This is a genomic window from Nocardia sp. MDA0666 (assembly GCF_003023875.1).
In the GTDB taxonomy this organism is placed as follows: Bacteria; Actinomycetota; Actinomycetes; order Mycobacteriales; family Mycobacteriaceae; genus Nocardia; species Nocardia aobensis.
In genome coordinates, this window is the sequence record NZ_PYHT01000019.1 from 100812 (window position 1) to 123132 (window position 22321).

General features: G+C 68.0%; 22 protein-coding genes. 9 read left to right on the plus strand and 13 right to left on the minus strand.

From position 1 onward, the window contains the following. Positions 1-13: 13 nt before the first annotated feature. The 3 genes from C8258_RS23735 to C8258_RS23745 all read right to left on the minus strand — a co-directional run bounded on the left by C8258_RS23735 (position 14) and on the right by C8258_RS23745 (position 2876). Positions 14-745: a DUF1906 domain-containing protein gene (locus C8258_RS23735; RefSeq protein WP_036504886.1), complete on the minus strand. Its 732-nt coding sequence runs from the start codon at positions 743-745 to the stop codon at positions 14-16. Positions 746-959: 214 nt separating this feature from the next. Beyond that, positions 960-2090: a hypothetical protein gene (locus tag C8258_RS23740; protein WP_106957104.1), complete on the minus strand. Its 1131-nt coding sequence runs from the start codon at positions 2088-2090 to the stop codon at positions 960-962. 177 nt (positions 2091-2267) lie between these two features. Further along, positions 2268-2876, minus strand: a complete 609-nt coding sequence (locus tag C8258_RS23745; RefSeq protein ID WP_106957054.1) for a CHAP domain-containing protein — start codon at positions 2874-2876, stop codon at positions 2268-2270. A 166-nt stretch (positions 2877-3042) separates the two neighbouring features. Between C8258_RS23745 and C8258_RS23750 the strand changes: the two genes are divergently transcribed. From C8258_RS23750 to C8258_RS23765, 4 genes are read left to right on the plus strand one after another with little or no spacing between them, the layout of a single operon-like run. Next, entirely contained in the window at positions 3043-3693 is a 651-nt protein-coding gene (locus tag C8258_RS23750) for an ABC transporter permease (protein WP_199195833.1), read from the plus strand. Then, positions 3686-4876 (plus strand): ABC transporter ATP-binding protein, encoded by a 1191-nt coding sequence (locus C8258_RS23755; protein WP_233225286.1) that lies wholly within the window; start codon positions 3686-3688, stop codon positions 4874-4876. The genes C8258_RS23750 and C8258_RS23755 overlap by 8 nt, the downstream gene beginning before the upstream one ends. Beyond that, complete coding sequence (locus tag C8258_RS23760; RefSeq protein WP_106957056.1) at positions 4873-5628, plus strand: ABC transporter permease; 756 nt, start codon at positions 4873-4875, stop codon at positions 5626-5628. Before C8258_RS23755 ends, C8258_RS23760 begins: the two co-directional genes overlap by 4 nt. Then, positions 5625-6620, plus strand: a complete 996-nt coding sequence (locus tag C8258_RS23765) for a glycine betaine ABC transporter substrate-binding protein (protein WP_106957057.1) — start codon at positions 5625-5627, stop codon at positions 6618-6620. The genes C8258_RS23760 and C8258_RS23765 overlap by 4 nt, the downstream gene beginning before the upstream one ends. 3 nt (positions 6621-6623) lie before the next feature. On the opposite strand, the gene C8258_RS23770 is transcribed toward C8258_RS23765, so the two are convergent. Both C8258_RS23770 and C8258_RS23775 read right to left on the minus strand, forming a co-directional pair. After that, positions 6624-7187: a hypothetical protein gene (locus C8258_RS23770; RefSeq protein ID WP_233225287.1), complete on the minus strand. Its 564-nt coding sequence runs from the start codon at positions 7185-7187 to the stop codon at positions 6624-6626. Between the two features lie 197 nt (positions 7188-7384). Next, entirely contained in the window at positions 7385-8050 is a 666-nt protein-coding gene (locus C8258_RS23775; RefSeq protein WP_233225288.1) for a GNAT family N-acetyltransferase, read from the minus strand. Between the two features lie 341 nt (positions 8051-8391). Here C8258_RS23775 and C8258_RS23780 point away from each other — a divergent pair, with 341 nt between their 5' ends. Beyond that, positions 8392-8946 (plus strand): HAD domain-containing protein, encoded by a 555-nt coding sequence (locus C8258_RS23780; RefSeq protein ID WP_106957059.1) that lies wholly within the window; start codon positions 8392-8394, stop codon positions 8944-8946. Here C8258_RS23780 and hpnE read toward each other — a convergent pair. Then, positions 8943-10349 (minus strand): hydroxysqualene dehydroxylase HpnE, encoded by a 1407-nt coding sequence (gene hpnE / locus C8258_RS23785; RefSeq protein ID WP_106957107.1) that lies wholly within the window; start codon positions 10347-10349, stop codon positions 8943-8945. The genes C8258_RS23780 and hpnE overlap by 4 nt on opposite strands. 166 nt (positions 10350-10515) lie before the next feature. Here hpnE and C8258_RS23790 point away from each other — a divergent pair, with 166 nt between their 5' ends. Continuing rightward, positions 10516-10800 carry a hypothetical protein gene (locus C8258_RS23790; RefSeq protein ID WP_062995382.1) on the plus strand — a complete coding sequence of 95 codons (285 nt, stop codon included), beginning with the start codon at positions 10516-10518 and terminating at the stop codon, positions 10798-10800. Between the two features lie 94 nt (positions 10801-10894). Here C8258_RS23790 and C8258_RS23795 read toward each other — a convergent pair whose 3' ends face one another. Further along, the gene (locus C8258_RS23795) at positions 10895-11593 is read right to left on the minus strand and encodes an NAD(P)-dependent oxidoreductase (RefSeq protein WP_106957060.1); all 699 of its coding nucleotides are present in this window, start codon (positions 11591-11593) and stop codon (positions 10895-10897) included. A gap of 400 nt (positions 11594-11993) precedes the next feature. On the opposite strand from C8258_RS23795, the gene C8258_RS23800 reads away from it, so the two are divergent. Next, the gene (locus C8258_RS23800) at positions 11994-12557 is read left to right on the plus strand and encodes a hypothetical protein (protein ID WP_146161315.1); all 564 of its coding nucleotides are present in this window, start codon (positions 11994-11996) and stop codon (positions 12555-12557) included. An 8-nt stretch (positions 12558-12565) separates the two neighbouring features. Here the strand turns inward: C8258_RS23800 and C8258_RS23805 are convergent, their stop codons facing one another. Together C8258_RS23805 and C8258_RS23810 are read right to left on the minus strand one after the other, a co-directional pair. Further along, positions 12566-13246, minus strand: a complete 681-nt coding sequence (locus C8258_RS23805) for a GAP family protein (RefSeq protein WP_158271302.1) — start codon at positions 13244-13246, stop codon at positions 12566-12568. Between the two features lie 208 nt (positions 13247-13454). Next, positions 13455-13820 carry a DoxX family protein gene (locus C8258_RS23810; RefSeq protein ID WP_036504918.1) on the minus strand — a complete coding sequence of 122 codons (366 nt, stop codon included), beginning with the start codon at positions 13818-13820 and terminating at the stop codon, positions 13455-13457. A gap of 169 nt (positions 13821-13989) precedes the next feature. Between C8258_RS23810 and C8258_RS23815 the strand changes: the two genes are divergently transcribed. Then, positions 13990-15213, plus strand: a complete 1224-nt coding sequence (locus tag C8258_RS23815; protein WP_106957063.1) for an oxygenase MpaB family protein — start codon at positions 13990-13992, stop codon at positions 15211-15213. Between the two features lie 13 nt (positions 15214-15226). Here C8258_RS23815 and C8258_RS23820 read toward each other — a convergent pair whose 3' ends face one another. Both C8258_RS23820 and C8258_RS23825 read right to left on the minus strand, forming a co-directional pair. Next, entirely contained in the window at positions 15227-16453 is a 1227-nt protein-coding gene (locus C8258_RS23820) for a cytochrome P450 (protein ID WP_106957064.1), read from the minus strand. 33 nt (positions 16454-16486) lie between these two features. Beyond that, complete coding sequence (locus C8258_RS23825; RefSeq protein WP_106957108.1) at positions 16487-17131, minus strand: DUF4097 family beta strand repeat-containing protein; 645 nt, start codon at positions 17129-17131, stop codon at positions 16487-16489. Positions 17132-17343: 212 nt separating this feature from the next. Here C8258_RS23825 and C8258_RS23830 point away from each other — a divergent pair, with 212 nt between their 5' ends. Beyond that, positions 17344-20622 (plus strand): BTAD domain-containing putative transcriptional regulator, encoded by a 3279-nt coding sequence (locus C8258_RS23830; protein WP_199195834.1) that lies wholly within the window; start codon positions 17344-17346, stop codon positions 20620-20622. On the opposite strand, the gene C8258_RS23835 is transcribed toward C8258_RS23830, so the two are convergent. Together C8258_RS23835 and C8258_RS23840 are read right to left on the minus strand one after the other, a co-directional pair. Continuing rightward, the gene (locus tag C8258_RS23835; RefSeq protein ID WP_106957065.1) at positions 20606-21373 is read right to left on the minus strand and encodes an ABC transporter permease; all 768 of its coding nucleotides are present in this window, start codon (positions 21371-21373) and stop codon (positions 20606-20608) included. The genes C8258_RS23830 and C8258_RS23835 overlap by 17 nt on opposite strands. After that, complete coding sequence (locus C8258_RS23840) at positions 21370-22314, minus strand: ATP-binding cassette domain-containing protein (protein ID WP_106957066.1); 945 nt, start codon at positions 22312-22314, stop codon at positions 21370-21372. The genes C8258_RS23835 and C8258_RS23840 overlap by 4 nt, the downstream gene beginning before the upstream one ends. Between the last annotated feature and the right edge of the window lie 7 nt (positions 22315-22321).

Consider the following 22321-nt stretch of genomic DNA (forward strand, 5'->3'; position numbering starts at 1 on the left):
CCACCGGACGGATTCACCACTGCCCGTACTGAGCGGTGAGGATGTTGTTCACATCCACCCCCACGCCGTCGACCGTGCGATCGTCGATTTCGATCTGGTGCAGGTTCGCCGCCGGATGCACGAAGCCCTTCGGCGTGCCCCAATTGTGTTGCCAGTACCAGGAACCGAGGCCGGCGACCTTGGCCAGTTCGATGGTCGGCGCGTTGGCGTAGACGCCGACATTCTCGTTGCCGAGCACCGATTCCCAGCCCGCGAGGTAGGGCGCGATGAGGGTCGCGAAATCGACCGGCGTCGGATTGTCGTCGATGGAGGCGTAGATCGGCACCCCGTCCGGCCCACCCGCCTCGCGGTGCAGTTGCAGACCGCGGTCGGCGTGGCGTTTGCCGGCCTCGAGCCCGCCCTTCCAATCCGCGGTGGCGCCCTTGCCGAATTGGTAGCACGACACCACGGTGAGTCCCGCCGCGTGCAGCGCGTCGACCTCGCTCGCGCGCAACGGCTTTCCGGTCATCCACTCCGCGCCCGGGCGCCGGTCGGAGACGTAGCGAATCGCACCGGCATGCCCGGCGGCGCGGATGGCCGCCGCGTCGGGCACGCCACCGGCATAGTCGAGCAAGGTGCCGAGGACGTTGCCGGCGGCGGCGGGCGGCGCGAGAACAGCGGGTGTGAGCGCGGCCAGACCGGCGGCGGTCGCGGCGGCGCCGGCATATCCGAAGAGGGTGCGGCGGGTCATCGGAACGGAACGCATCGAAAACTCCTTCGCGCTGCAGCGATATAGAGATCTCACCAGATGCCGGCCACCCCGCGGACCGGTGGAATGCAAGCGTGTCCGGCGCGCCTTCCCCGACGACAACAGTGCTGTCATCCACGCGCCGGAAGCCTCGAACGTGGACTCATTTCACCACATGCACATATGAACCGCTAGGCCAATCCGGTCACATCAACACCACAAGTAACAGGTGTCAGGAGGTGGCCGCATCGATGCGGCCGGCGACGTCGATGGTGCGGCCCCGGGGGTCGGCCAGTTCGGCGCGAATGACCTGCGCGACCTGCGCGGCGATCTGGCGGCGGATCTTGCCGACCGAGCCCAGCAGCTTCGCCCGCCATCCTTCGGCCTGTAGTTCGACGGCGACGTCGGCGCTGCGCGGCGGCGTCACATCGATCACGATGAGCAGCGGTTCGGCGGCCCGCCCGACCAGCAGCAACCCGACCTCCACCTCCGCGCGATAGCGATTCGCCTTGAGCACGTCGACGGTGATGTCGAGCCCCACCGGAATGGTCAGATCGAACGACACCGGATCGTCGCCCTCCCGCCGAGTCAGCCGCGGCAGCCGCACGGCGCCCTGCACCTCGACCGTCGCCGCGTCACCGGGCCCGGTGCGCAGCGGGCCCACCTCGACCGCGCGGCCGGCGAGCCCCTCCACCACGTCGCGCACCCGATCGGGGGTGACGATCAACGGGAAGAAACGTCGCCCGAACTCCGCGTACTCGATCCATTCGAAGTCCGTGCGCAGCACATGCTCCGAACGGATGCCGTTCATGATCGCCTCGATATCGAACACCCGCCCGCGCCGGGCCGCCGGATCGGCGAGCATGGCGTTGAGCCGGCTCGCGACCTCACGCTGGACCAGGGTCGCGATCGGATCGAGCAGGACGTCGACCGCGGCGCCGACCGCCTCCGCCCGGACGGCGAAACTCACATCGCGCGCACGCACCCGCGGAATATCGATGACGATCAGCAGCGGAGCGGCGGTCCGCGCGTGCAGGGTGAGGTCGATCTCGACGGTGGCCTCGATCCGGAACTGCTGCCCGCCGAGGGTGACCGTGAGATGCATCGACACCGGCACCCGGACCTCGAAGGTGACGTGCGGTTCGCTGCGGGCGATCACCGGCTTGCCGACCTTGCCCTCCGCCACCAGGCCGGCCAGTCCCGCCGGGCCGATCGAGAACGGCCCGATACTCATTCCCCTTCCGGCCATCCCGGACACCGCGGCCTCGATCCGGTCCCGGTTGACCGCGTGGACGACGAAACGTTCGCCGAATTCGGAGTAGTCCAGCCATTCGGCCTCGTCGTGCGCGCCCGGCTCTGCCATCTGCTCCCACTCCTCCACCGATCACCTACACACGCAGATCCCCGCCTACCGATGAGGGGCCGGCAGAACCGGGACCGCAACGGCGGCGCTGCCGGGCGCCACCGGGTACATCGTAGGGTCCGGTGTCGCGACACCACCCCCACCGATCGAGATCGCCCGCCACTGGACGAAGACGTTTCACATATGGCCGAACCCGACGATACCGGCAATTCCCGCCGGGTCGTAACGGTGAATGCGCACCGAGCCACGCTCGTTACCGCCGATCGTGGTCAGGGTGTGATCACCGGCGGCCAGCACGATATTCGTGTGCTGCCCGAACGGACTGCCGGGGGCATAGATCACGACATCGCCCGGGCGCGGCGAATATCCGGAACCCACCGCCGAAAATCGGCCGTTCGCTTCGAAATACTCCTGCAGGGTCGCCACACCGGGAATCCGCCACGATCCGGAATTCGGATTGGACAGCGGCTGCCCGGCCTGACGCATGGTCCAGCTGACGAAATCGGCACACCATGGCTCATCCACGCCCTGTGCGTATTTGGGCCCGTCCCCGGGATGCGAGTATTCCGTGCGCAGCACCGTGACGATGCGACTCCGATTCGAATCCAGCGCGGTCACATCGACATCCGGGAAATCGTCCAGCCGCTGCCCGGCGATGGCGGCCGTGCGATCGTGCCACCAGGGCAGAGCCACCACGACACCCGATGCCAGCACGCCGATCACCACCAGCGCCGACAGCACTGTCCAGCGCGTGCGCCCGAACCCCCGGGCCTGTGTGGTGCTCATGAATCCCTCCGTCCCCGACCGGAAATCGGCCTCCTGAGATGTAGGACGTGCGAGGGACCGCCATGGTTCCGCCGATGCGCACCCGCCGGTTCCGCTCGTTGCCTGCGCCCGCGCCGCGGGATCGATAGACTGCTCGAACGCCGCCGAGCTCTGGGAGGACATCGCCCTGGATACTCTGTGGACCTTTCTGGTGGACCATCGCAGACAACTGCTCACCGATTCCTATCTGCACGTCTCGGCCGTCGTGCAGTCCGTGCTGATCGCGACCGCGGTGGCGGTGTGCCTGGGCATCGTCGTGTATCGCAGCCCGTGGGGTTCGGCGGCGGCCACCGCTGCGGCGAGCATCATCCTCACCGTGCCGTCGTTCGCGCTGCTGGGACTGCTCATCCCCGTGCTGGGCCTCGGCGTGCGGCCGACGGTCACCGCGCTGGTGCTGTACGCGCTGCTGCCGATTCTGCGCAACACCATCCTCGGGCTGGCGTCGGTGGATCCGGCCGTCTCGGATGCCGCGCGCGGGGTCGGCATGAACCGCGTCCGCATCCTGGCCCGGATCGAAATGCCGCTGGCCTGGCCGTCGATTCTGGCCGGAATGCGGATCAGTACCCAGATGAGTATGGGCATTCTGGCGATGGCGGCCTATGCGAAGGGTCCGGGGCTGGGCAATCTGATCTTCACCGGCCTGGCCCGGCTGGGCAGTCCGACCGCCGTCCCGCAGGCCCTGTCCGGCACGGTGCTGATCATCGTGCTGGCGTTGCTGCTCGATGCCGTTCTCGTGGGCGTCGGCCGGCTCACCACCTCGAGGGGAATCCGTGACTGATACCGCGACCGCCGACCGCACCGACCACGAGCCCGCGCAGATCGTGCTCGACGCGGTGACCAAACACTATCCGGGCCAACGCGATCCGGCGGTGGACCGGATTTCGCTGACGATTCCGGCGGGTGAGATCGTGGTGTTCGTCGGCCCCTCGGGCTGCGGTAAGACGACCACGATGCGGATGATCAACCGCCTGATCGAACCGACCTCGGGCACCATCACCATCGCCGGACGTGACGTGACCGCGGTGAACCCGGACCGGCTGCGGCGGCAGATCGGTTATTCGATTCAGCAGGCGGGTCTGTTCCCGCATATGACGGTGGCCCGCAACATCGCCACGGTGCCGGGGCTGCTCGGCTGGGACCGCGCCCGGGTGCGCGCCCGCGTCGACGAGATGCTGAATCTCGTGGGCCTCGACCCCGGGACCTTCCGCGGCCGGTATCCGCGCCAACTCTCCGGCGGGCAGCAGCAGCGGGTCGGTGTCGCCCGTGCGCTGGCAGCCGATCCGCCGGTGCTGCTGATGGACGAGCCGTTCGGCGCGGTCGACCCCATCACCCGCGGGCTGCTGCAGGACGAACTGCTGCGGCTGCAGACCGAACTACACAAGACGATCGTGTTCGTCACCCACGATTTCAACGAGGCCGTCAAGCTCGGGGACCGAATCGCGGTGCTCGGCAACAGTTCCCGTGTCCTCCAGTACGACACCCCCGCCGCGATCCTCGCCGGCCCCGCCGACGAGACGGTGGCCGGTTTCGTCGGCGCCGACGCCGCCCTCAAACAGCTGACGCTGGTACAGGTCGCCGATGTGGAACTGGGCAGCTGCGCCACGGCCGCGCAGGACGATCCGGTCGACACACTGCGCGCGGCGCTGGCCACGCAGGACTGGAAGTGGGGTCTGGTCCTGGACTCCGACCGCCGGCCGCTGCGCTGGGTATCCGAACATCAACTGGCGCAGGCACAGTCGTTACACGACGCCGGCGTCCCGGTGACCGGCACGGTGACGGCGGATTCGACGCTGCAGGCGGCGCTCGAGACACTGCTCGCCGAAAGTACCGCCAACGCCGTCGTGACCGGGCCACGGGGTGAATACGCCGGGCTGGTCGCGATCGACACCCTGGTCGCACACCTGTCCCGCACCCGCGCCGAATATCGTTCGGCCACAGCCGGTTCGGGTGACCGGCCATGAGCCCCGCCGGCCGACACGAGCGGCGCGCCGACCGGATCCGGTTGTTCATCCAGCCGGTGCTGGCCGTGGCCCTGGCGGCCGGCGTGCTGGTGTGGGCCTTCGACCGCACCCTCACCGCGACGCAGCAGGCCAGTATCAATCCCACCACCATCGGCACCGTGGTCCGTCAACACGTGGCGATCACCGCGACCGTGGTGCTGATCGTCGTCGCGGTCTCGGTTCCGTTGGGCACCTTGCTGACTCGGCCGCGCTACCGGCGTCTCACTCCGCTGTTCGTCGGCGTCGCCAATATCGGTGCGGCGGCACCGGCGATCGGCCTGATCGTGCTCACCTATCTGTGGACCGAGAAGACCGGATTCTGGGTGGGGGTCGCGCCGATCGCGTTCTATGCGCTACTCCCCGTGCTGCGCAATACGATTCTGGGATATCAGCAGGTCGATCCTGCTCTCGTCGATGCCGGCCGAGGGCAGGGCATGTCGGCGATGACCGTGCTGCGCCGCATCGAATTCCCGCTCGCGGTGCCCTATATCCTGGCCGGCCTGCGCACCTCCCTGGTGCTGGCGGTCGGCACGGCCACGCTGTCGTTCCTGGTCAGCGCCGGTGGCCTGGGGATTCTGATCGACACCGGCTACAAACTGCGCGACAACGTAACCCTCTGGGTGGGAGCGATTCTCGCGGTGGCACTCGCCCTGCTCGTCGACTGGCTGGGTGCGCTGGCCGAACAATTTCTCGGACCGCGGGGGCTGCGATGACGCGGCGGCCGGGCGGCGCGACGCGACGCGCGGTCACCGCGGCGGCGACGCTGCTGGTCGCCGTGGTGGTCGCCGCCTGCGGTCTCGAAGCCGGCGGTGCCGTCCCGCTGCCGGTCGGGCCGGGCAGTATCGAGCCGATTCCCGCGCTCGACGGCGTGCAGATCACCGTGGGCTCCAAGGATTTCACCGAACAGAACATCCTGGGTTACCTCATCGAATTCGCGCTCACCGCCGCCGGAGCTCAGGTCCGTGATCTCACCAATATCACCGGATCGAACAGCCTGCGCGATGCGCAATTGCACGGACAGGTCGATATCGCGTACGACTACACCGGAACCGGATGGATCAACTATCTGGGTAACGAGACACCGATTCCCGACTCCACGCGGCAATTCGAGGCGGTGCGCGATGCGGATCTCGCACAACACGGCATGGTCTGGGCCGATCCGGCGCCGATGAACAACACCTACACGATGGTCACCAATGCGGCCGCCGCCGCGCGCACCGGAACCACGACGATTTCCGACTATGCCCGTCTGGTGAATACCGACCCGAGTACGGGTCCGACCTGCCTCGGTACCGAATTCAGCGTCCGCCAGGACGGATTTCCGGGCCTGGCTCGCAAATACGGCATCGACCTCGGCAAGGTGCACAAGCAGATCATGCAGGATTCGCTGGTGTATTCGGCCACCGCGAACGGCACCTGTCAATTCGGCGATGTCACCGCGACCGACGGCCGCACCAAGGCGCTGAATCTGGTGCAACTCACCGACGATCTGAACTTCTTCCCCAAATACAATGCGGCACTGGTGATGCGGAAATCCTTCGCCGACGCGCATCCACAGGTGGCGCAGGTCATGGCGCCGATCTCCGCACTGCTCACCAACGAGACGATCACCGAGTTGAACCGGAAGGTCGACGTCGACGGCGCCGAGCCGGCGACCGTCGCGCGCGATTGGCTGATCCGGCAGGGGTTCGTGACCGCCGGCTGAGGATCAGGCGAGCGCCGTCCGCACCGCGAGCCAGCGACCGCCCGGGTCGGCATAACCGTGATACATCAGCGGAATTCGTTGGTCCACACCGAAATAGCGGAAGACGGCCAGCATCGCCTGCCGCACCGAGTAGTCGGCGAAGTCGTCGATGCGGCGCGGGCCGATCGCACGTTCGGGCAGCACGGCCAGCCGCGCCATCTCCTCCGGATCACAGACGTCGAGGCCCATCGGCCCGTCGGCGATGTAGTGATCATGGAAGATGTGACGCAGCTCCGACGCGTCGGCATGTCGAGAGAAGCAGGGCAGCAACCGAATTGCCGCGCCCGGCAGGGTCGGTGCTTCCAGTGCGGCGGTCAGCTCGGGATCCGGCGCCGGCGCATCACGAACCGGCACCTGTTCGAGCAGATGCAGCATGGACGCGCCCCGGACCCGCGGCTCGGGCACCAGGAACAGACTCACCATCGGTCCGGTATGGGTGGCATCGGTCAGGCATATCCGCGTGTGTGATCGATCGGGCGAACGCGGCGCGGCGGGCGTGGACGGGGGCGTGGTGATCGGGTCGGACATGCGGTCTCCTGGAGGGGAGGGCGATCGACCCTCCTGCGAACGCGCTGGTACGAGGTCCGAAGCTGCGCCGGCCGCCGAGTTACCCGACTCGGACCGATCTCCTCGACGTCCGACCGTTGTGCCATGAATTATAGGAGCCGGGGACACGACGCGACATCCGGAATCCGCTATCCGGTTGCTTCGGGGGTGGGGTGCGATCAGGCGTTCAGCAACCGCGGGAGCCCGCCGAGCTCCGTGTCGATGCGGCGGCGCACCGCCGGCCATTCCTCGTCCAGGATGGAATAGAACGCGGTGCTGCGCACGGTACCGTCCAAGCCGCGCGAATGTGCCCGGCGGACGCCGTCGCTGGTCGCGCCCAAGCGCTCGATCGCCGTGCGCGAGCGAACGTTTCGCACATCGACGCGCAGCGCGATCCGGCGGACCCGCCACACGTCGAAGGCGTGCTCGAGCAGCAACAGTTTCGACTCCAGATTGATACCGGCGCCGCGCGCCTGTGAGCAGAGCCAGGTATTGCCGATCTCGGCGGCGTCGGGCACCGCGAGCAGCGGATCTCCGGTCGGCATACCGTGCACGATCGGCCACACCATCGGGCCCTGCCAGTAGTCGAAGCGGCAGAAGCGCGTCGAGCCCAGTACCCGATTGTCGGCCGTGGCGACGACCGCGAAGGCCAGTGCCGAACCGACCGCGTGCGCCGCCGCGGCCTGGGCGACATAGTCCGCGGCCTCGGCTCGGCCGTGCGGTACAGGGGTGAACGCGAACGCATCGCGATCCGCGGCGCCCGCCTCGGCGAGCCCCGGAACATGGTGCGGTGCCAAAGGTTCCAGCCGCACGTGGCGGCCGGTCAGGATGACGGGTGCAGGCACGTTCCCTCGATCTTTCGGGACGGACTCCGGTAACGCCCAACGATCGTCACACCGGCCTACAACGCTCCGGATCGACGACCAGTCCTGGCGCGCCGGCAGCAGCATCGGACAGTGAGATGAACGATAACCGAACGTGTGCCGTCGTCAATGCAGGTGCGCCGTAAATTTACCGGCATCGCTCGCGTGTCGCTCGGCGCGTCGTAGACGGCCCGGCAGGGCGGTTCTCGGGTCTGTTTTCGGTGCGTTCGCCCCGGTTATCGGGTCGACACGAAACCGTTGCCGGAGTGCCGGACTCCTCCGGATGTGCCGTCGTAGCCTGATAAGAGCGAACGGGGGGCGTCATGACCGAAACATCACGCGCGGCGATCCTGCTCGACGTCGACGGCCCCCTCAATCCCTACCCCCGGCCCACGCACCCGCCCCCGCACGGCTATCTGCCTTATGTGTTGCAGCACAGCATCATTCCCGCGATTCCGCCCATCGACCAGCGGGTGCTGCTCGATGCCGCGGTCGGCTCGCGACTGCTGGAACTGGCCGAGATCACCGATGCCGAACTCGTGTGGGCGACCGCGTGGGAGTACGAGGCGAATACGGTCCTCGGTCCCGTCCTCGGATTGCCGCCGCTGGAGGTGATCATCTTCGAGGACAACGGAATTCGGCATCGCGAGAACCACCACGGAAAGCTTCCGACCATCGACCGCTGGGCCGGACGCCGGCCGCTGTGCTGGTTCGACGACGAGTTCCAGCCCGCCGACCAGGGCTGGGCCGAATGCCGCACCGACACCGTCGCACCCACCCTGCTCGTCCCGGTCGACCGCCACACCGGTTTGACCCCCGACCACCTCGAGGTCGCCAGGGCGTTCCTGGAGCCGCTTCGCGGGCCGCGAACTCGCTAGAGCGGCGGCAGTCGCAGCAGCGCCGCCACCGCCTTCGAGGCGCTCTGAACAGCGCTTTCCATCGTGGCCGACCAGTCGGTGCGGGTCCAGTCCCCCGCCAGCATCAGGGTCGGCACCGAGGTGCGCTGATCCGGCCGCAGCCCGTCGGTGCCCAGGGCCTGGGAGAAGGTCGCCTTCGGCATCTTGACCACATGACCGTGCACCACCCGCGCATCGGCCGCATCGGGGTAATAACGGCGCAGCAGCGCCATCTGCTCGTCGAGGATGTCGTCGCTGCTCTTGTGGATCTGCTCGTAGGCGCCGCTGGTGGTCAGGCAGTACAGCCAGGTGCCGTCCGGTTCGCGGCCGTGCATGCGCTGCCGGTCGAACACCTCGTCGATCACCCCGGTCCCGCCGATGATCGCCTCCATCGCACTGCGCGTGCCGAGCGGGCGGTCCAGATACAGATTGGTGCTGACGATCGGGGTGGCGCCCAATTTGTCTGCGGCGGCGTAGATCTCGGCGTGTTCGGGCAGATCGTCGAGCAGGCCGTGGATCCGGGAATTGGGTACGGCGCAGATCACGGCATCGGCCGGGACCGTGCTGCCGTCCACCAGATCGACACCGGTCACCGCCCCGTCCTCGATCCGGATTCGGTCCGCCACCGCGCGATAGCGGACCTCCACTCCGTGGCGGCCGAACACCTCCTCCGCACCGGTGATGTAGAGCGTATCGAGGTCGACGCTCGGATAGCCGATGGTGACCGCGCGCCGATCCCGCACGCCCAGCCGGATGCCGGTGGCCAGCACATCGGCGAAGACCTTCGCGCATTCGCGCTGCACCGGTTCGGCGGCGATGCCCAGCGCGAGCCAATCCCACAGCGCCTCACGGGCTTTCGCGGGCATACCGATGCGCTCGAACCACTGCTCGGTGGTGATGTCGGCCAGATCCGCGGGCTGGAACAGACATTGCAGACCCAGCCGCATCGTCGCCCGCGCGGCGGCCAGTCGCTCCACCAGCCCGGCATCCGGATGGGCGCCCAGCAGTGTGCCGAACGCCCGGATACCTCTGGTGTGCAACGCCGTTGCGCGTCCGCCCGGCCAGCGCAGCGTGCCTCCGGTGGGGAATTCCACGTACTTCTCGGTGCCGACGCTCGCGAGGTAGCGGAAGAGGTGGTGGTATCCGCTGGCGATCACATGCTGGCCGTTGTCGGGAGTATCGCCGACCTCGGCGACCGTCATCGCCTGGGTGCGACCACCGAGCCGGGCCCGGCGTTCCAGCAGTGTGACCCGCTTCCCGGCCTCGGCCAGCCAGACGGCCGAGGCGAGCCCGGCCAGACCACCACCGATCACCACGAACCGACGAGCGTCGTTCATCCGAACCTCCGTGCACGACAGCAGGTTTCGACCCGCGGCGACCTCCATCCGAAGGCCGAGCCGCACCGAGCCGGTTCCGATCACTGTAGGCAGGTCACCACCCACGGTCAACGGTGAGCGAAAAGGCGTCGCATTCTCTCACCTCAGGTGGGGGCTCCGCCGAACATCGACGCGGGAGAATGGTCGCCTCAACTCGACAAGATCCGGAGTCGCAATGCAATTCATGGTTCTCTCCCGCCGCCGCACCGAGACGTTCACCGATGCGGACTTCGAGGAGGTACTCCCGGCCGAAACCGACCACGTTCGCAAGCTCTACCTCGACGGCGTCGTCCGCCAGATCTGGCTGCGCGGCGATATCGCCGGCGCCTGCTTCACCATCGAGGCGGCCGATGCCGAACAGGCGAACGCCATCGTCGCGCAACTGCCCATGGCCGCAGCCGGAGTCTCCGAATTCACAGTGATCCCGCTGAGCCCCTACCGCGGTTTCGGCGGGGCCTAGCGGAGTTCACGGCGGATCGGACGCCTCGACCCAGCCGACCGGCAGCACGTGCATGAACTTCGCCACCGGTTCGAAATGCCTGGCCCCGGTGCGTTCAGTGGCCGGCACTCGCCTGCTGCCGGATCCACCGCAGCAGGGTGGGATTGCCGGAATCGGTGGTGATCACCCCGGCCGCGGCGCGGACGAAGCGCCCCTCGGTGACGGCGGCCAGCATGCTCGCGGCCAGATCGCTACGGGCGGTGAATATCCCGTCGGCGTGTCCCTCGACCATCGTGTAATCGGTGACGTCGGGCCGGTCGTAGAGGCCACTCGGGCGTACCACGGTCCAGTCCCGATCACTGTCACGCAGGAGCGATTCCATCCGCCGCATATCGTCGTACAGCGTTTTGCCCGCCACCCGCGTCACATACGGCACCAGCAACCGGTTGAAGAGGAAGCCACCCTCGCTGTATGGGCGCGGATCGACCCCGGCCGAACTCACCACCACGACCCGGCCCACGCCGTGGCGCCGCATCGCCGTCACGATGTTCGACACACCGTCGGAATAGGTGGTGATCGGTTGCTTGCTCGGCGGCACACCGAGCGCGGACAGCACCGCGTCCCGGCCCTTCACCGCGGCGTCGACCGCCCCCGGATCGAAAACATCGGCGCCGATCACCTCGAGCCGATCATGGCGCAGCGGGAATCCGCCCGGCTGCCGCGTCACCGCCGCGACCTGATGCCCGGCGGCCAGAGCCTGGGCGGTGAGCTGGCGACCGGTGGGACCGTTGGCCCCGAAGATGGTGATACGCATGGTCTTTCCTTCGGACAGAGGAGACGGACCGGCGGCGGCGAGATGAGCCGCCGCAGTCGCCGAACCCTCGTTGCGTGGACGCACACAAGACGCCCGCCGAACCCGTCGCATAACAACCCGCGGCCGTGATCTACATCACCGGCGGTCGTCAGCGACCGCTCCGTGAAAGCAATTGCGGCGCGGCGGTGTGGCGCGCGGAAACGGTAGGGTCTTCACCGCTTGTCGGATCGAAGGGCCGTGTCGGCGGGGAGGGATTGTGATGAGGCTGTCGATAGGGAAGGCCGCCGATGTCCGGACGAACAGGCGCGGATCTGTCTGGCGGATCTCCGGCACATCCGGGCAGCCGGAGGGATACGGAAACGCCGGGCCCGCAATCGCTCCCGTCTACGTGGAGCGCGATATGCCCGCGGACGGATTCGCGGAATATCAGGCCCTGCGCAAACAGGGTGGCCGGGCCTTCGTCCTCTGGGCGGACCCCGATCGGCGCCGCGTGTTCGCTCGCGTCGTCACCAAGAGCGCCGAACGCCGCGGATCCGCATACTTCGACATCCTGGGCGCCGCGGGCGAACCCGTCGGCACCGTGGTCCGGGAGCCGGGATGCCGTGACGGGCGGTTCCGCACGCGTTGGACGGTCACCCCGGTGGGACGCGAACCGGTCGTCGGCCACAAAGGCCAGTCCGGTTGGTGGGTCGTGTGGTGGTTGTTCTTCCCGGTCCAGCTTGCCCTCGGCGTACTCATCGTCGCGTCGATCTTCCTCGGCGGCGGCGACGGCGACCTCGCCCGCATGCCCCGCCGGATCCGCTGGCGCGACAACGCGAACGGCACGGTGCCGCTGGACTTTTCCGACGACGTGCTGCGCGTCGAGGGCCACTGGGATCCGCGGCTGGTGACGAGCCTTCTCGCACTGCTCGCCAGCTATCCCGGGCTGCTCGGCACGGCCGCGTGGGATACGGGACGGGACTGAACCGCAAGCTATCCGGACGTCAGGGCTTCGATCGCCCGGCCGATCAGCATCGTTCCCACGAGGAACAGCAGCACCATCATCACGGTTCGATCATTGGCGACCAACCAGGTCTTGGTGGCGGCGAGGGGTTGGTCCAGCCGATCGCCCGCGACCAGGTAGGCGGCGACCGGCGCGATGCACGAGGCCAGCGCGATCACGAGGAAGATCGCACCGGCGCCGAGCGCTCTGGGCGCCGAAAACCGCGCCTCCGCGATATCGAGGCCGCCCATGACGGCGGGCACGAGCGTGCTGATATCGATGATCACGAACGCCACGCCGAGCCCGAAGGCGCCCATGGGAGTCACGCGGTCGACTCGATCCCACAGTTTCCGCGGCTTCTCCACGCCGCGGGTGCGCTGGTACCCGAACCACACCGCGACACCGAGCAGCCCGATCCCGCCGCAGAGCCGGATGATCGAGGTCGCCGTCGAGGCGTGATGGGGATGCAGATGCTCGGCGGTGGACGCGCCGATCAGCAGCGCCACCGCGGCGACGAGCACCGCGAATCCGCAGATCCGCCCGAGCAGGTATCCGCTGCTCTTCGCTCGCGCCTGCCCCGACACCAGCATCAGCACCGCGACGATCAGCGGCAGCGGACTCACCGCGATCGCGGCGGCCAATGGCAGGGTCCTGCCGATCACGGTGCCCATCCGCCGTTCCTTCCGCCCGCCCGAGCGAATATTTGCCAAGGACTCGCTGCCATGTGGCCACAGGTTCGGAACTTCGACCATTTCCGGCAATCCAGCTGGGACTATAAGCCATATTCGAGGCGCTCAGCTCGAATTGCCAGCGATCCCCAGGCAGTGTCGGTCACCGTTGCGCGACATCAGCGTCGCGGTGACGCGGACGGCGTATCGCTCACAACCACACGGTGGACAACCACGCGGCGACGAGGGCCAGCACCAGCAGGACGACATTCAGGCCGATCAGCTTCACCTCGCCGCGGCGCAGATGCAGCACGAGCGCACCGATCTGCACCAGCGCCAATCCGACGGCGGCCAGAAGCGCGAGAACCACGGCGATGCCGGTCAGCGGCGGCAGGATCAGCCCGGCCGCGCCGAGCACCTCGCTCACACCGATGCCCCGCACCAGCCCCAGTGGCACGGTATCGATCCACCCCATCATCGGCCGTAGTTGATCCTTCGACCGCAGAATCTTGATTCCGCCCGAGTAGAGGTAGAACACCGCCAGCAGCGCCCCGACGATCCAGTACGCGATTTCCACCGCAGCCTCCAAGGTTACGAACAGTAAGCAGCAGCATCATCCGTCGGAATCGGAAGGCGTACAACGACTACGACTCGCGGCGGGACTGAGCCTCACTTTTGGCAGGGGACCTTGCCAAAATAGAATTTCTGGTAGAGGATCTTGCCAGATCTTCGATGAGGAGGACCTCGTGACGCCTACCGTTCCGCTCCGGCACCCGAACTCACCGCGCCCCGTTCCGGGCCCCGGCCTCGGCACCCTCGCCCGGATGCTCGGACTCGGCACCCCGGGTCCGGAAGAATTTCGCGAGCTGGGCGAGGCGCTGACCGTCGGCGACCGGCCGATGGACGAGCTCGTCGAGTGGATGTATCGCGAGGGGATGGCCACCACCCGGCCGCAGTTCGAACGCGCCCTGCGCGACGGCATCGCCGCGGTACCGGAAGCCCCCGGGCCGCTGCGCGAATTCTTCGAATACGTCGAAGCGGTGCCCGAGTGGGTCGATCGGCGAAAGATCCGCCATGCCGAGCGTGTCTCCTGCCTCGGCGGTCGCGACGGGATCTACGTCGCCCGCGACATGTCGTTCCTCGGCGGATACCTGGCCTCCGGTTTCAACAAGACCCTGCTGCGCACCGGCGCCCTGGAGAAGGGCCCGGCCAAACGATTCGCCGAGACCACGCAGTGGGCGATGGACGTCACCGCGCCGGGTGGAATGGCACTGCGGGGCAGCGGTTTTCGCTCGACCGTGCACGTCCGGTTGATCCATTCGCTGGTGCGCCGGCACGTGGCCGCGATGCCGGACTGGCGAGCCGAGGAGTGGGGGCTGCCGATCAATCAGACCGATATGGCCGCCACACTGGTCGGCGCGCTGATCGCTCCGATGATCGGAGCCATCGGCATGGGAGTCGTGATCACCCCCCGCGACGCGGATGCCATGGCCCATCTCGCCCGCTACGTCGGCTGGGTGATGGGTGTCGAGGAACGCTTCCTGCCCACGGACTTTCGCGACAGCGTCCGCATTCTCTACCACACGATGACCGCCATCACGAACCCCGACGACACCTCCCGCCAGCTCGCGATCCCGATGCGCGACGAACCGCTCGGCTGGCACTACGACCATCTACAGGGGCTGCGGCGGCGGATCGCCCGATCCCAGCATCTGTCGATCGCGATGATGTATCTGGGCCCGTCCGCGATGAAACGACTCGGACTGCCCAGTCGCACCCTGCCCTGGTATCCCGTGCTGCGCATACCGGTCAACCTCGCGCGGTCGGCGCGGGCCCGGCTGATTCCCGGACAGTTCGAGCGCGTCGTAGCCGAAGGCCGGGCCGCGCAGCTGTCGTTCATCCGCACCCTCGCCGGCCCCGGCGCCGCGGTGATCGGCGGGTCGGCCGAGCACATCACCCCGGCCGCCTGAACCGCTCCCCCGACTACTCCGCGACATCCGTCCACGTGACCGGAAGTGCATGCACCCCGTAGATATTCATATCGGTCCGCAACCTCACCGCCTCGGCCGGAACGGCCAGGGCCAGGGTCGGGAAGCGGCGTAGCAGTCCGGCGAATCCGGCGCGCATCTCGATCCGCGCCAGTTGCTGACCGAGGCACAGGTGCATGCCGTGACCGAAGGACAGGTGACCACGGGCCGTGCGGTGCACGTCGAGGGTGTCGGGATCGTCGAAGCGGCGCGGGTCGCGGTTGGCGGCCAGCAGCGAGACGACGACGGTCGAACCCTTGCCGATGGTTTCGCCGCCGAGCTCGATGTCCTCGGTGGCGTAGCGGTAGAAGATGTCGGCGACCGAGAGGTAGCGCATGAGTTCCTCGACCGCCTCGGGAACCAGAGCCGGATCGGCACGCAGTTCGGCCGCCTGTTCCGGATGCTCGAGCAGCGCGAAGGTGCCGAGCCCCAGCATGTTCGCGGTGGTCTCGTGTCCCGCCAGCAGGAGCAGGAAGGCGATGCCGGTCAGTTCCTCGATGGTGAGATCGTCGTGGCGGGCCAGATCGGAGAGGATGTCCTCACCCGGTTCGGCGCGCTTGCGGACGACAAGTTCGGCCAGATACGTCGTCAACGCGCCGTAGGCCGCCATCTTCTCCTCGAGCGCCTGGTCCTTGACGAGGAACTTCGCCGAGTTGACCTGGAAGGTCTCGCGATCCTCGTAGGGAACGCCGAGCAGTTCGCAGATCACCAGCGAGGGCACCGGCAGTGCGAACTCCGCGACCAGGTCGATCGGCGGGGTCAGCCGCGCCATCGCCTCCAGTTGCCGCTCGACGATTTCCACGATGTGGTCCTCGAGCTGCTTCATCCGTCGGACGGTGAAGGCGCCGACGAGTTTGCGCCGCAACCGGGTGTGATCCGGCGCGTCCATCGCGATGAAGACGCCGGGGATCTGCGGCGACGGCTCGGTGGCCACGGGCATGCCCGGAATCTCGTAGGGCACGTGCAGAACGCCGATGTCCTGACGCGAGCTGAACCGGGAGTCGGCCAGAAGACTGCGCACCTCGTCGTAGCCGGTGACCAGCCAGCCCTGGTGGCCGTCGGGAAAGATCATCGGACTGACAGGGTGGGCATCGCGCAGCCGGGTGATCTCGCGGGGTGGATCGAAGGGCCCCGCATTGCGCTCCATGGGCAGGCCGTGCGGGACGGAAACCGTTCGGGTCATGGCGTTTTCCTCTCGAAAAAGACGAAGGGGGCCTCAGGCGGCGGACGCGTGCCGGATGATGACGTTGCCGAACGCGTTGCGCGCGTACACCCGCACGGTGTGCTCGTCGTCCTGCGCACCGTCGACCGGTCCCAGCTGGTTGTGCACGGCGCCGCTCGCGACCGTGGTTTCCAGCCGCGCCGCGCTGCCCGGGCGGATGCCGACCTCGAGCTCGCCCGTCGAGGTCTCCAGCCGGAGCACACCGCGCGTGGCCTCCGCGATCCGGATATTGCCCTGGGCGGTCTTCGCGGTCACCGAACCGAGCGGGCGTTCGACGACGATGTCGCCGGCCGACACCTCCAGCACGCATTCGCCGAGTTCGCCGGCGCCGAGGATTCGGCCCACACCGGCGGTGCCCTGGAAACGGGAGCCGGTCGGCACCTCGATGGTCACCTCGATCGACGGATTGCCGCCGAAGGGGCTGTAGGTCCGCCAGTCCTTCGGCGTCGTGACGGTCAGGGTGCCGTCGGCGAAGTCGACCCGCGTCTGCCCGGCGGCGCGCACATCGGCCTTCTTGGCCGCATCGGCGGGGCGGACCGCGACGACCGTGTCGGTGCGATCGGAGGCGGTGACGGTGACGTTGCCGGACAGCACCTCGACGGCGACGGCGATCGGTTCCGGGGTCTGGAAAGCAGGCATTGCGTTCTCCTGGGTTCTGCTGGGAATCGGGCGGCGGGATCGGGGGATCCGGCCGGTGAACCGGTCCGCGGTGCGGATCGCTGTGCTGTTCACGAGAACTACTGTCGCCACGGGCGCTGATATCGGGCTGACGCCGGGCTGACATCTCCCCTGACATGCTGTTTCCGCTGGTGGGACGGGTGATCTCACACCGGTCGGTCCGCCACGGCAGAATGTTGCGGGTGCGAATCGGGATGCTTGGAACGCTCGACATCCGAGCAGATGACGGTGAAGTGATCGAGGTACCGGGCGCGCGGTTGCGGGCGCTGTTGATCGCCCTCGCACTCGAACCGGGCCGCGCGGTCCCCAGAACGACTCTGGTCGACTGGATCTGGGGTGAGCAACCGCCCGCGGACGCGGCGAATGCGTTGCAGGCGTTGGTTTCCCGGCTGCGGCGGGTGCTGCCGGACGGTTCGCTCGACGGGCATGCGGGCGGCTACCGGCTGGCGGTGGATCCGGGCGCGGTCGACGCGTTGCGGTTCGAACGGCTCCTCGACCAGGCTCGTGGCGGCGACGTCGTCCGGCAGACGCATCTGCTCCGTGAGGCGCTGGGGTTGTGGCGCGGGGCGCCGATGCAGGACATCGATGTGCGCGACAGCGAGGCGGTCGCGGCGGTGGTCACCCGCTTCGAAGGGTTGCATCTGGCCGCGCTGGAGGATCTGTACGAAGCGGAGATCCGCCTCGGCCGCGGAGCGGATCTGGTCGCCGAACTCACCGAGCTGGTCGCCCGGCATCCGGTCCGGGAACGACTGGTCGCCGCCTTGATGCGGGCCCTGGCCGCCGCGGGCCGCGGCGCCGAGGCACTGCTCGTCTACCAGCGGGCCCGCGAAGCACTCGCCGACACCCTGGGCGTGGATCCCTCGCCGGAACTATCCGACCTGCACGTGGCCCTGCTGCGCGGCGAAGCGGGACCGCGAGACAACGAACGCAAGACCAACCTGCGGGCCGAATTGACCAGGTACGTGGGCAAATACACCGATATCGCCGCGGTGCGCGAACTCCTCGCGAACCATCGGCTCACCACCTTGACCGGGCCGGGCGGCTCCGGGAAGACCAGGCTGGCGCTGGAAACCGCACGCACCCTGCTCGACGATCTACCAGACGGGGCGTGGCTGGTGGAACTGGCAGCCGTCGGCGCCGACGGTGACGTCGCGCAATCGGCCCTCGCCGCCTTCGGGCTGCGGGACGCGCTGCTCGGCGGCACACCGGACGCGGAACCGGTGGACCGACTCGTCGCGGCGATCCGCGACCGCGAAACGCTGCTGATCCTGGACAACTGCGAGCACGTGATCGACTCCGCGGCGACCTTCGCCCACCGGGTGCTCGGCGAATGCCGGGGCCTGCGAATCCTTGCCACGAGCCGGGAACCACTCGGCATCACGGGCGAGGCGCTGTGGCAGGTGGCGCCGTTGGCGTTGCCTGCCGCGGACGCGAGCCCGGCCGAGATCGAATCCTCCCCCGCCGTGCAATTGTTGCGCGACCGGGCCGGCGCGGTCCGTGCCGATCTGGAGACGACCGATCCCGTCACTCTGTCGACCATCGCGCGAATATGTCGTGCGCTCGACGGCATACCGCTGGCCATCGAACTGGCCGCGGCACGGTTACGCACCATGTCCCTCGATCAGCTCGCCGACCGCCTCGACGATCGGTTCCGGCTGCTCACCGGCGGCAGCCGCACCGCCATCGCGCAGCATCGGACGCTGCGCGCGGTGGTGGATTGGAGCTGGGAACTGCTCACCGATGCGGAACGGACGGTGTTGCGCAGGCTGGCGGTCTTCGCCGGCGGAGCGAGCCTCGAGGCGGCCGAGCGGATCTGCGCGGGCGCATCCGACGCGGCGGGTGACGTCGAGCAGTGGGAGGTGCTCGAACTGCTGACGGCGCTGACCGAGAAGTCGCTGCTGCTCACCTCGCCGGACACCGAACCGCGCTACCGGATGCTCGAGACGATCAGGCGGTACGCCTACGATCGCCTGGTCGAGGCGGGTGAATCAGAACATGTACGCCGGCAACACCTCTCGTACTTCACGACCCTCGCCGAGACCGCCGAGCCGCATCTGCGCCGCGCCGAGCAGTTGGAGTGGCTCGCGAAACTCGAGGCCGAACACGACAACATCGCGGTCGCGCTGCGCGGCGCGCTCGCCGACGACGACGCGGCGGGAGCGTTGCGGCTCGCGGCGGCCGCCGGCTGGTACTGGTGGCTCGGCGGGCACAAAGCCGAAGGTATGGAACTGATCACCGCCGCGGCACGAATCGGCGGGCACGGAGGCGGCAGCGAAGCATCACCACGCAGTGCCCTCGCGAGTGCCGCCGACAACCCAGCACGAATCGGCGGGCACGGAGGCGGCAGCGAGAGTGCCCGCACCGCAGACAATTCGGGTGGCGACGAATTCCGGGCCAGGGTCTACGGCTTGCTCGTGCATTTCATGAGTTCCGGGCCGAACGACGAGCACCAGGTGGCGGAATGGGTCCACAAGGCCTACCAGCTTGGCCGAAACAGCGAATCCGACTATCCGCTACTGGCATTCATCGGCGCTCTGCAACGCATGTTGCGCGGCGGAGACGAATTCCTGACCGCATTCGAACCGCTGCTCACCCACGACGATCCCTGGGTGCGGGCGCTGGCCCGGCTGCAGGTGGGCAAGGCGCGCATCGCCCTCGGCTTCCCCGGCCGGGAGGCCGACGACCATCTCGAGGCGGCACTGGCGGAATTCCGGGCGCTCGGCGAGCGCTGGGGTATGTCGTTCGCGCTGACCGAGCTGGCCAACAGGATCGCCATGCGCGGCGAATTCGCCACGGCCTGTGCTTATCTGGACGAGGCGATCGCGGTGGTCACCGAGGTCGGCGCCATCGAGGACGTTTTCCTGATCCGGGCGCGCCAGGCTCAACTGTATTGGCTGCAGGGCGATGCGGAGGCGAGCGCCGAGGCCATGTCCGAGGCGCAGCGCTACGCGGACCGGTCCGCCTGGCCGAACGCACTGGCCGAATTCGCGTTCACGAAGGCGGAGCTGGCGCGGTGGCAGGGCGATACGGAACAGGCCCGCCGGCAGATCGAGATCGCGTCTTCCGTGCAGGGCGGCGACGCCGGCCAGAGCTACGTCGACGCATTGCGTAACCACCAGATGGGTTGCCTCACAATGGATCTGGATGCTGCTCGGGCACTGCACGCCGCGGCGTTCCGCGCCGCGACCGGCGCCGGCTACGCACCTCTCACCGCCCTGATACTGGTGGGGATCGCGGATCTGGCGTCGCGGGCCGAACAAGACGAACAGGCCGTCCGGTTGCTGGCGGCCAGTGCCGCGATCCGCGGCCTGGTCGACCGGTCCCAGCCGGATGTGGAGCGGATCGAGCAGACAGCACGACGTCGCCTCGGTGACCAGCGGTTCACCGAGGCGACGAAGGAAGGGGCGGAGGAAAAGTGGGAGGAATTGGTGGCGACTACGCTCGCTTGGTGAACGTGGCACGCGACCAGAGGAATCCGACCACGGCGAATCCGGCGCACCAGGCCAGCGCGGCGGCCGTATAACCGCCGGACGGGTGGCCTTCGAGAAATCCGCGCAGCGATTCGATGATCGGCGTGAACGGCTGGTACTGCGCGAACTGCCGGATACCCTGGCCCATCTTGTCGGCCGGCACGATCGCACTGCTGACGAAGGGCAGCATGATCAGCGGCACCACGCTCATACCGGCGGATTCCGGTGTCTTCGCGGCCATTCCGAGTGCGACGGTGAGCCAGGATGCCGCGAACGAGGTCGCGACCATGATGCCGATGGCGGCGAGCCAGTCCGTCGCACTCGCCGGCGGACGGAACCCCAGGGCGAAGGCCACACCGATGACGGCCGCGATGGCGACCAGGTTGGTCAGCATGGTCGCCGCCACGTGACCGATCAGGATGGCGCTGCGGGAGACGTCCATGACCTTGAACCGGTTGATGATGCCCTTCGCCATATCGGAGCTCACCGACACCGCGGTGCCGGACAGGCCGTAGCTGATGGCCAGCAGGATCAAACCCGGTGTGGCGTAATCGATGTAGTGGCCGCCGACATCGAAGGCGTTGCCGAAGACGTAGACGAAGATCAGCATCATCACGACCGGCATCAGTGCCGCGTTGAAGATGGTGACGGGGCTGCGGGCGATGTGGGTGAAGTTGCGGCCCAACATCATCGACGCATCGGACAGGGGTGCGGGCATGGTGATCGTACTCATCGCGGGGAAACCTCCGTGGTCGCGTGACCGGTCAGGGAAAGGAAGACGTCGTCGAGATCGGGGGTGTGGACGGTGACCTCCTCGGCCTCGACCGAGGACTCGGCGAGCCGATCCAGCAGGTGGCGCAGAGACTTCGTGCCGCCGTTGCCGGGGACGCGCAGGGTCAGCGCGCTGTCGTCACGGGTGGCGCCGGGCAGGCTGCGCGCGGCGGCATCCAGTTCCTCGGGTTGGGTGAAACGAAGCTGGATGTGGCTGCCGGGCACCAGGCGCTTGAGGTCGTCGGGTGTGCCTTCGGCGACGATGCGCCCCTGGTCGAGTACCGCGATCCGGTCGGCCAGCTGATCGGCTTCCTCGAGGTACTGGGTAGTGAGGAAGATCGTCACGCCCTCGGATGTCAACTCCCGCACGATGTCCCACATGGTGCGCCGGCTGCGCGGGTCCAGTCCGGTGGTCGGCTCGTCCAGAAAAACGATCTGCGGTTTGGTGACCAGCGTCATCGCCAGATCCAGCTTCCTGCGCATCCCGCCGGAGTAGGTCGCCGCGCGCTTACTCGCGGATTCCACCAGATCGAACCGCTCCAGCAGGTCGGCCACCACCCGCTTGCCCGCGGCCCCGCGCAGGCGATGCAGCCCCGCCATCAGGCGCAGGTTCTCCTCACCCGTCAGCAGATCGTCCACCGCCGCGAACTGCCCGGTCACCCCGATCGCCGCGCGCACGGCCTTGCCCTCGGTGGCGAGATCGTGCCCCGCGATTCGAGCCGTCCCGCCGTCGGCCTTCGCCAACGTGGTCAACACGTTCACGGTCGTCGTCTTCCCGGCCCCGTTCGGACCGAGCAGCGAGAAGATGGTCCCGGCCTCGATGCTCAGATCGATCCCGTCGAGGATCGTCTTGTCCCCGTATGCCTTCCGCAACCCGGAGGCGGCGATTGCTGTGCTGTTCATGGGGACA

Coding starts and splice junctions, on each gene's coding strand:
- C8258_RS23735 (WP_036504886.1), bottom strand. CDS start 745: ATGCGTTCCGTTCCGATGACCCGCCGCACCCTCTTCGGATATGCCGGC.
- C8258_RS23740 (WP_106957104.1), bottom strand. CDS start 2,090: ATGGCAGAGCCGGGCGCGCACGACGAGGCCGAATGGCTGGACTACTCC.
- C8258_RS23745 (WP_106957054.1), bottom strand. CDS start 2,876: ATGAGCACCACACAGGCCCGGGGGTTCGGGCGCACGCGCTGGACAGTG.
- C8258_RS23760 (WP_106957056.1), top strand. CDS start 4,873: ATGAGCCCCGCCGGCCGACACGAGCGGCGCGCCGACCGGATCCGGTTG.
- C8258_RS23765 (WP_106957057.1), top strand. CDS start 5,625: ATGACGCGGCGGCCGGGCGGCGCGACGCGACGCGCGGTCACCGCGGCG.
- C8258_RS23770 (WP_233225287.1), bottom strand. CDS start 7,187: ATGTCCGACCCGATCACCACGCCCCCGTCCACGCCCGCCGCGCCGCGT.
- C8258_RS23780 (WP_106957059.1), top strand. CDS start 8,392: ATGACCGAAACATCACGCGCGGCGATCCTGCTCGACGTCGACGGCCCC.
- hpnE (WP_106957107.1), bottom strand. CDS start 10,349: ATGGAGGTCGCCGCGGGTCGAAACCTGCTGTCGTGCACGGAGGTTCGG.
- C8258_RS23790 (WP_062995382.1), top strand. CDS start 10,516: ATGCAATTCATGGTTCTCTCCCGCCGCCGCACCGAGACGTTCACCGAT.
- C8258_RS23795 (WP_106957060.1), bottom strand. CDS start 11,593: ATGCGTATCACCATCTTCGGGGCCAACGGTCCCACCGGTCGCCAGCTC.
- C8258_RS23800 (WP_146161315.1), top strand. CDS start 11,994: ATGCCCGCGGACGGATTCGCGGAATATCAGGCCCTGCGCAAACAGGGT.
- C8258_RS23805 (WP_158271302.1), bottom strand. CDS start 13,246: ATGGGCACCGTGATCGGCAGGACCCTGCCATTGGCCGCCGCGATCGCG.
- C8258_RS23820 (WP_106957064.1), bottom strand. CDS start 16,453: ATGACCCGAACGGTTTCCGTCCCGCACGGCCTGCCCATGGAGCGCAAT.
- C8258_RS23825 (WP_106957108.1), bottom strand. CDS start 17,131: ATGCCTGCTTTCCAGACCCCGGAACCGATCGCCGTCGCCGTCGAGGTG.
- C8258_RS23830 (WP_199195834.1), top strand. CDS start 17,344: ATGTTGCGGGTGCGAATCGGGATGCTTGGAACGCTCGACATCCGAGCA.
- C8258_RS23835 (WP_106957065.1), bottom strand. CDS start 21,373: ATGAGTACGATCACCATGCCCGCACCCCTGTCCGATGCGTCGATGATG.
- C8258_RS23840 (WP_106957066.1), bottom strand. CDS start 22,314: ATGAACAGCACAGCAATCGCCGCCTCCGGGTTGCGGAAGGCATACGGG.